We start from the raw sequence: 7,263 nt of genomic DNA, 5'->3' as shown, positions 1-7,263 counted from the left end.
TCGAGCAGAGCGGAGATGCGCCGCCGCAACGCGGCCAATTCGGCGGCGGTGATGTGTTGGCGCACCGCGGTCCCCAGATCGCCGCCCAGGCGATCGTTCAGCCGTGCGACGTCGGCCAGCGTGTCGCTGTCGATGGGCTTGCCCGCCCAGCCCCACAGCACGGTGCGCAGCTTGTCGTGCACGTGCAACGACACCCCGTGATCCACCCCGTAGACCCTGCCGTCGAGTCCGGACAGGATGTGGCCGCCCTTGCGGTCGGCGTTGTTGACGATGACGTCGAAAACCGCCATCCGACGCAACTGCGGATCATCGGCGTGCACCAGGGTCACCTCGCCCCCGGAGTAGTCGTAGGCCCTGAGCACCGACAGGTAACCGGGCGGGACGGCGTCGACCGGGCACAGATCGACCAGCGCGCGGCCGGGATCTTCATCCTCGGAGTCCCCGGGCTGCTCGATCCACAGCTGCAGCATCCCCCGCCCGGCCGGCCCTTCCCGAATGATGGTGTGCGGCACAAGGTCCCAATTCAGCGCATCGGACACCAGATAGGACGCAAGCTCGCGGCCGGCCAGTGTGCCGTCGGGGAAATCCCACAGCGGCTGCTCGCCGGCGACCGGCTTGTAAATGCAGTGCAGTGTGGTCTCGCCGAGGCTGGCCTCGCAGAGGAACGTCGCGTTGCTCGCCGAGCGGATCCGGCCCAGCACGGTCAACTCGCCGCGCTGCAGCGTCTCGCGCCCAGCGGCCGTCGGGGTCACGGCTCGAGATCGTCGGAGTCGTCGGAGTCGTCGGGCTCGACTGATTCACCCAGCGACCCACGGCGGTATCCGTTGGCGCGCACGCAGAGGTGACCCTCCGGATCCAGCGGTTCGTCGCACAGCGGGCAGGGCGGCCGGCCCGCGGAGATCACCCGGTGCGAGCGGGCCGCGAACTGGCGCGCGGACTCCGGGGACAGGAACACCCGCACGGCGTCGGGCCCCTCCTCGGAGTCGTCGAGGATCACCGAGGCGTCGAAGGCGGTGTCGCTGACCGCCAGCAGTTCCACGACCACGTTCTGGGCCTCGGCGTCCCAGCCCAGACCCATGGTCCCGACCCGGAACTCCGCATCCACCGGGGTGACCAGCGGGCTGAGGTCGTCGACGTCGGCCTCGGGTGGCAGCGGGGTGCCGAACCGGCGGTTCACCTCGGCCAGCAGCGCCCCGATCCGCTCGGCGAGCACCGCGACCTGCTGTTTCTCGCACATCACCGAGACCACCCGGCTGTCGTGGACCGCCTGCAGATAGAAGGTTCGGTTCCCGGGCTGACCCACCGTCCCGGCGACAAACCGGTCCGGAGTGCGGAAGACGTGGATTGCGCGGGCCATGATCACGTCCAAAATACCGGCAGAACCAGCGCGGCCACAGTTTCCACGCGGCGGCGACCCGCTGCGGGTGACCGGGACGTCAGTCCGTGGCGCCGCCGACCACCGCGTCGGCGGCGTCGCTCTCGCCCGGCGCGGCCGGCGGGGCGGTCAGCGCCGAGGCGAACTGCGCGCCGGTGTGGTTGACGTGCACGACGAAGGGCCGCACCGAGGTGTAGCGGATCACGCTCAGCGACGCCGGATCCACCGTGATCCGCTGGAAGCTGTCCAGGTGCGCGCCCAACGCGTCGGCGACGACGGCCTTGATCACGTCACCGTGGGTGCAGGCCACCCACAGCGCGTCGGCGCCGTGTTCCTCGGCGAGCCGGCGGTCGTGCTCGCGCACCGCGGCCACCGAACGCGCCTGCACGTCGGCGAGTCCCTCCCCGTCGGGGAAGACGGCGGCGCTGGGCTGCTGCTGGACGACCGCCCACAGCGGTTCGGACACCAGCTCGCCGAGTTTGCGCCCGGTCCACTGCCCGTAGTCGACCTCGCACAGGCGCTCCTCGACGAGCGGGTCGAGCCCGAGGGCCGCGGCCAGCGGTTCCAGCGTGAGCCGGCATCTCAGCAGCGGGGAGCGCACCAGCGCCGTGATGGGCAGTCCGGCGAGGCGGTCGACCAGATCACCGGCTTGGCCGTAGCCCTTCTCGTCGAGCTCGACACCCTCGGATCGCCCGGCCAGGGTGTGTGCGGTATTGGCCACCGACCTGGCGTGGCGCAGCAGGATGACGGTCATGTCCCGGCCATTCTGACAGCCGGTGACCCTCAGGTGGCGGCCAGCGTCCCCGACGCGAGCAGGGCGAGCACCGTGAGCGACAGCACCAGGCGGTAGCCGACGAACCAGTACATCGCGTGGTGGACCAGAAAGCGCAGCAGCCACGCGATGGCAGCCAGCCCGACCCCGAAGGCGATCAGCACCGAGACCAGCAGCTGTGGTCCGGTCGCGCTCATCCCGGCGCCGACCGGGTCGAAGGCGTCGGGCAGCGAGAACAACCCGGAGGCGAACACCGCCGGGACAGCCAGCAGGAAGCCGAACCTCGCCGCCAGCGGGCGGTCCAGACCGAGCAGCAGGCCGGCGCTGATGGTGGCCCCTGAACGAGACACACCGGGCACCAGCGCCAGGCACTGCGCGGAACCGACGGTCAGCGCGTCACGCCAGGTCAGCTGAGCGGCGTGGCGGTTCTGCCGGCCGAAGTACTCCGCGGCGGCGATCACGAACGAGAACACCAGCATCGCGGTCGCGATCACCCACAGGTTGCGCACGTCGGTGCGAATCACCTCGGTGAACACCGCGCCCACGACGAGGATCGGGGCCGTGCCGAGGAGCACGAACCAGCCCATCCGGTAGTCGGGGTTGTCGCGGTGGACGGGCGACCGCAGACCGCGCAGCCACGCGGTCACGATGCGGCCGATGTCGCGCGCGAAGTACACCAGCACCGCCGCTTCGGTGCCCAGCTGGGAGACGGCGGTGAATGAGGCGCCCGCGTCGTCGGCGAAGAACAGCCGCGACACGATCGCCAGATGTCCCGAGGAGGAGACCGGCAGAAACTCCGTGAGCCCCTGCACGACCGACAACACGACGACCTGCAGCCAGGACATCGGTGCGCCGTCCACGCCGCTGACCGTACCGCGCACCGCCGCCGGGACAGGCGGCTCAGGCGGACAGGGCCGCCGGGCGCGCCACCGGTTCGGCGGCGGCGAGGGCGTCGCGGACCGCGGCGGTGATGCTGCGCTCGTCGTCGACGTCGAGATCGGCCGGCACCCGCACGGCGGTGGCCACGACATCCTCGGGCACCGGAACCGGTCCGGTCAGCCGTGGACGGTAGATCTCCACCGTCAGCTGGCCGCGGTGCACCTGGAACGAGAAGCTGCGGCCGTCGCCGAGTTGTCCGAAGCCGCTGGAGAGGAACCCGGTGATCAGGTCCTCGATGACGATCTCGCCCGGGCCGGACCCGGGAGACGCTGCCGACGCCGAGGTCATGGCGCCACCATAACGTCACTTATGGAGCTGCGGTGCCGGTTCGGTGCAGCGGAACCTAGAATCGTGACAACTGTCACCAGATCGACATCCCGATCCGACTCCACCCGGGGAGCCGCCCGTTGCCGCACCGCCGACGCCGCGCCGCGGTGCTGCGCCTGGGTGCGCCGGTGCTCCTGGCCGGGGCCGTGCTGGCCGCCGGCTGCGAATCCAACCCGCTGGACGGGACGCCGCCCACCATCGAACCCGCGACGGCGGCGGTGTCGCCCCCGCCGGCGACCCCGCCCGCCGGCCGGGTGCTGCCGCTGGCCGGGCGGCCGACCGCTGCGGTGTTCGACGCCGCCACGGCCTCGCTGGCGGTCCTCACCCCGGCGACCGGGCCCGGCGCGGCCCCCGCGACGCTGACCATCCTCGGCGACCCGACCCGGTCGGTGCCGCTGCCCGGAGCCGCGGGCCCGATCAGTGGCGACGGCCGAGGCGTGGTGTACGCGGCGACCCGGGGCGGTTTCTTCACCGTCGACATGGCCTCCGCGACGGCGAAACGAACGGCGATCGATGGCGAAGCGGACACCGAGTTCACCGCCGTGGCCCGCCGTGCCGACGGGCGGCTGGTTCTCGGCAGCGCGGACGGGACGGCCTACACCCTGGGCGCGGACCTGGCCGTCACCCGCACGGCGGCCCTCTTCTCCCGGGTGGACGCCATCGTCACCGTCGGTGACACCGCCGTCGTCCTCGACCGCGGTCAGACCTCGGTGACCGCGCTGGTTCCGGACAGTTCGCGCCGCCAGGCGCTGCGCGCCGGGCTGGGGGCGACCACCCTGGTCGCCGATCCGCGAGGGTGGGTGCTGGTCACCGACACCCGCGGCGGGCAACTGCTGGTCTTCGGCGTCGACCCGTTGATCGCACGGCAGGCCTACCCCATCGGGGACTCACCCTTCGGTCTGACCCACTCCCGCGAGCTGGTCTGGGTCTCGCTCACCGCGTCCAACGCCGTTGTTGGCTACGATCTGTCCACTGGAACACCCGTGGAGAAGGTGCGTTACCCGACCGTGCAGCAACCGAACTCGCTGGCCTTCGACGATTCTTCGGGCACGCTCTATGTCATCTCGGGATCGGGGGCCGGCGTGCAGGTGATCGATGACGCGGCGGGTCAGCGGTGAGCGCGCCGCAACGCGCCGGGCTGCCCGCGGCCTGGGAGAGCGAACTCAGCGACGACTACGAGTGGATTCCGCTGCGGCTGCCGCCGGACGTGACGCGCCTCAGCGCATCGACCCGCCTGGCGATCGAGGCCGAGTACCGCGGCTGGGAGCTGACCCGGGTGCGGCTCTACACCGACGGCAGCCGGCGGATCCTGCTGCGGCGCCGCAAGACAGCAGTCGACCGGTCGCGGTTAACCGACCAGCCGGGCCCGTGATCTACGACGCGGTGCGCCGGGCGTTGTTCCTGGCACCGCCGGAACGCATCCACTCGCTGGTCTTCGCGGCGTTGCGCGGTGCCACCGCCACCGACGCGACGCGCCGGCAGTTGCGCCGCAGGCTGGCCAGCGCCGACCCGGTACTGGCCAGCACGGTGTTCGGGGTCCGCTTTTCCGGTCCGCTCGGCCTGGCCGCGGGTTTCGACAAGGACGGCCTGGGGCTCAATACTTGGGGCGCAATGGGATTCGGCTACGCCGAAGTCGGCACCGTGACCATGCAGGCGCAACCCGGAAACCCCGCACCCCGACTGTTCCGGCTGCCGGCCGACCGCGCGCTGCTCAACCGGATGGGCTTCAACAACGAGGGTGCCGGACACCTGGCGCTGCGGCTGGCCCGCCACCGCCCGGAGATCCCGATCGGGGTGAACATCGGGAAGTCCAAGACGACACCGGCTCCGCAGGCCGCCGCCGAGTACGCCGCCGCCGCCCGGCTGCTCGGCCCGCTGGCCGCCTATCTGGTGGTCAACGTCAGCTCGCCGAACACGCCCGGGCTTCGCGACCTGCAGGGTGTGGCGGCACTGCGGCCGATCCTGACCGCGGTGCTCGCCGAGACCGACACCCCCGTGCTGGTGAAGATCTCCCCCGACCTGGCCGACCCGGACATCGACGCCGTCACCGACCTGGCCGGCGAGGTCGGGCTGGCCGGGATCGTCGCCACCAACACCACGGTGTCGCGGACGGGTCTGCGCACACCCGGGGCAGCCGAACTCGGGCCGGGCGGCGTGTCCGGTCCGCCACTGGCCGCACGCTCCCTGCAGGTGCTGCACCGGGTACGCGCCCGCGCCGCTGACCGCCTGACGCTGATCAGTGTCGGCGGCATCGAGACCGCCGACGACGCCTGGCAGCGGATCACCGCCGGGGCGTCGCTGCTGCAGGGCTACACCGGATTCGTCTACGGCGGCGCCCTGTGGGCCAAGCACATTCACGACGGGATCGCCGCACGGCTGCATGCCGGCGGGTTTACCGGTCTCGCGGCCGCCGTCGGATCGGCGGCGCGCTAGGCCTGCTCGTAGGTGCCGTGGATCACGGCGCGCGCGACGGAGTGCATGAACAGGTTGAAGCCCAGATAAGCCGGGCTGGCATCGGCGTCGATCTCGAGCTTCTCGACCCCGACCGCATGCACGACCACGAAGTAGCGGTGGTAGCCGTGCCCGGCCGGCGGGGCGGCACCGACGTAGCGGTGCAGCCCCGCGTCGTTGCGCAACGTGATCGCGTCCCCGGGCAGGCTCGAGCCGTCACCCGCACCGGCGGGCAACTCGCTGACCGTGTCGGGCAGGTTCGCCACCGCCCAGTGCCAGAATCCCGACGCGGTCGGGGCGTCCGGGTCGAAGACGGTGACCGCGAAGCTGCGCGTCTGCTCGGGAAATCCCGACCAGCTCAGCTGGGGCGAGAGGTCCTGGCCGCCCGCTCCCATGATGCCGCTGACCTGAGCCGTCTTCAGCGGACGGCCGTCGGTGACGTCGGAGCTCGTCAGTTCGAAGGTGGGCAGCTCGGGCAGGTAGTCGTAGGGGTTGTACGGGAAGGCCATGGCGAGTCCTCTCGTGTCGTCGGTCGATCTCAGCAGTGCGTCAGGAAATGCTCGAGAACCCGGGTGCCGAAGTGCAGCGCGTCCACCGGCACACGTTCGTCCACTCCGTGAAACAGCGCGGCGAAGTCGAGGTCCGCCGGGAGCCGCAGCGGTGCGAATCCGAAGCAGCGGATGCCGAGTTTGGCGAAGGCCTTCGCGTCGGTGCCGCCGGAAAGCATGTAGGGCACCGTCCGCGAGTCCGGGTCGACGGCCAGGATGGCCGCGTTCATCGCCTCCACCAGGTCGCCGTCGAAACCGGTTTCGTAGGAGGACAATTCGGAGATCCACTCCCGGGTGATGCCCGGGCCGATGATCTCGTCGATCTCGCGCTCGAAGGCGGCCTGCCGGCCCGGCAGCACCCGGCAGTCGATCACCGCCTCGGCGGTGGCCGGGATGACGTTGGCCTTGTACCCGGCCCGCAGCATGGTCGGGTTGGCGGTGTCGCGAAGCGTCGCGCCCAGCATGCGGGCCATCGGACCCAGCTTGGCGACCGAGCCTTCCAGGTCGTCGGTGTCGAAGGGCAGCCCGGTCTCCTCGGACACCGCGGCCAGGAACTGGGCGACGGTGTCGGTGAGAATCATCGGGAACTGATGGCGGCCGAGCCGGGCCACCGCATCGGCGATGGCGGTGACGGCGTTGTCGTCGCTGACCATCGAGCCGTGCCCGGCCCGGCCGCGGGCGGTCAGCCGCATCCACAGCAGACCCTTCTCCGCGGTCTCGATGAGATACAGCCGTCGCTCGCCGCCGTCGCGGCGCGGCACCGTGACCGAGAATCCGCCGACTTCACCGATCGCTTCGCTGACGCCGTCGAAGAGGTCGGGGCGGTGCTCGACGAGCCAGTGCGCGCCGTA

The 7,263-nt window shown here is 71.3% G+C and carries 10 protein-coding genes; 3 read left to right on the top strand and 7 right to left on the bottom strand.

Features of this window, described 5'->3' with window-relative positions:
- The 5 genes from ACKOB8_RS00625 to ACKOB8_RS00605 form a co-directional block, all read right to left on the bottom strand.
- Positions 1–752: Rv2133c family protein (locus ACKOB8_RS00625; protein WP_526374588.1), on the bottom strand; the 752-nt coding region annotated here is incomplete at its 3' end.
- Positions 749–1,357, bottom strand: a complete 609-nt coding sequence (locus ACKOB8_RS00620; protein ID WP_526374586.1) for an Rv2134c family protein — start codon at positions 1,355–1,357, stop codon at positions 749–751. The genes ACKOB8_RS00620 and ACKOB8_RS00625, both read right to left, overlap by 4 nt.
- A gap of 79 nt (positions 1,358–1,436) precedes the next feature.
- Complete coding sequence (locus ACKOB8_RS00615) at positions 1,437–2,129, bottom strand: histidine phosphatase family protein (protein ID WP_526374584.1); 693 nt, start codon at positions 2,127–2,129, stop codon at positions 1,437–1,439.
- A gap of 29 nt (positions 2,130–2,158) precedes the next feature.
- The gene (locus ACKOB8_RS00610) at positions 2,159–2,992 is read right to left on the bottom strand and encodes an undecaprenyl-diphosphate phosphatase (RefSeq protein WP_526374592.1); all 834 of its coding nucleotides are present in this window, start codon (positions 2,990–2,992) and stop codon (positions 2,159–2,161) included.
- A gap of 55 nt (positions 2,993–3,047) precedes the next feature.
- Positions 3,048–3,374: a hypothetical protein gene (locus ACKOB8_RS00605; protein WP_526374582.1), complete on the bottom strand. Its 327-nt coding sequence runs from the start codon at positions 3,372–3,374 to the stop codon at positions 3,048–3,050.
- Positions 3,375–3,493: 119 nt separating this feature from the next.
- Here ACKOB8_RS00605 and ACKOB8_RS00600 point away from each other — a divergent pair, with 119 nt between their 5' ends.
- From ACKOB8_RS00600 to ACKOB8_RS00590, 3 genes are read left to right on the top strand one after another with little or no spacing between them, the layout of a single operon-like run.
- Positions 3,494–4,531, top strand: coding sequence for a YncE family protein (locus tag ACKOB8_RS00600; RefSeq protein WP_526374580.1), 1,038 nt, complete (start codon positions 3,494–3,496; stop codon positions 4,529–4,531).
- The gene (locus ACKOB8_RS00595; protein ID WP_526374578.1) at positions 4,528–4,785 is read left to right on the top strand and encodes a DUF5703 family protein; all 258 of its coding nucleotides are present in this window, start codon (positions 4,528–4,530) and stop codon (positions 4,783–4,785) included. Before ACKOB8_RS00600 ends, ACKOB8_RS00595 begins: the two co-directional genes overlap by 4 nt.
- On the top strand, positions 4,785–5,846 hold the full coding sequence (locus tag ACKOB8_RS00590; protein WP_526374590.1) for a quinone-dependent dihydroorotate dehydrogenase: 1,062 nt from the start codon (positions 4,785–4,787) through the stop codon (positions 5,844–5,846). The genes ACKOB8_RS00595 and ACKOB8_RS00590 overlap by 1 nt, the downstream gene beginning before the upstream one ends.
- On the opposite strand, the gene ACKOB8_RS00585 is transcribed toward ACKOB8_RS00590, so the two are convergent.
- Both ACKOB8_RS00585 and ACKOB8_RS00580 read right to left on the bottom strand, forming a co-directional pair.
- Entirely contained in the window at positions 5,843–6,373 is a 531-nt protein-coding gene (locus ACKOB8_RS00585) for a YbhB/YbcL family Raf kinase inhibitor-like protein (RefSeq protein ID WP_526374576.1), read from the bottom strand. The genes ACKOB8_RS00590 and ACKOB8_RS00585 overlap by 4 nt on opposite strands.
- Before the next feature lie 29 nt (positions 6,374–6,402).
- Positions 6,403–7,263 (bottom strand): M20/M25/M40 family metallo-hydrolase (locus ACKOB8_RS00580; protein ID WP_526374574.1); only part of this gene is annotated, 861 nt, incomplete at its 5' end.

The sequence above is a fragment of the Mycobacterium sp. genome, from assembly GCF_046091765.1.
Taxonomy (GTDB): domain Bacteria; phylum Actinomycetota; class Actinomycetes; order Mycobacteriales; family Mycobacteriaceae; genus Mycobacterium.
This window is presented reverse-complemented; position numbering and strand designations above follow the sequence as displayed.

What these genes read in the sequence shown, in the direction of transcription:
- ACKOB8_RS00620 (WP_526374586.1), bottom strand. Translation starts at nt 1,357, where the DNA reads ATGGCCCGCGCAATCCACGTCTTCCGCACTCCGGACCGGTTTGTCGCC.
- ACKOB8_RS00615 (WP_526374584.1), bottom strand. Translation starts at nt 2,129, where the DNA reads ATGACCGTCATCCTGCTGCGCCACGCCAGGTCGGTGGCCAATACCGCA.
- ACKOB8_RS00610 (WP_526374592.1), bottom strand. Translation starts at nt 2,992, where the DNA reads ATGTCCTGGCTGCAGGTCGTCGTGTTGTCGGTCGTGCAGGGGCTCACG.
- ACKOB8_RS00605 (WP_526374582.1), bottom strand. Translation starts at nt 3,374, where the DNA reads ATGACCTCGGCGTCGGCAGCGTCTCCCGGGTCCGGCCCGGGCGAGATC.
- ACKOB8_RS00585 (WP_526374576.1), bottom strand. Translation starts at nt 6,373, where the DNA reads ATGGCCTTCCCGTACAACCCCTACGACTACCTGCCCGAGCTGCCCACC.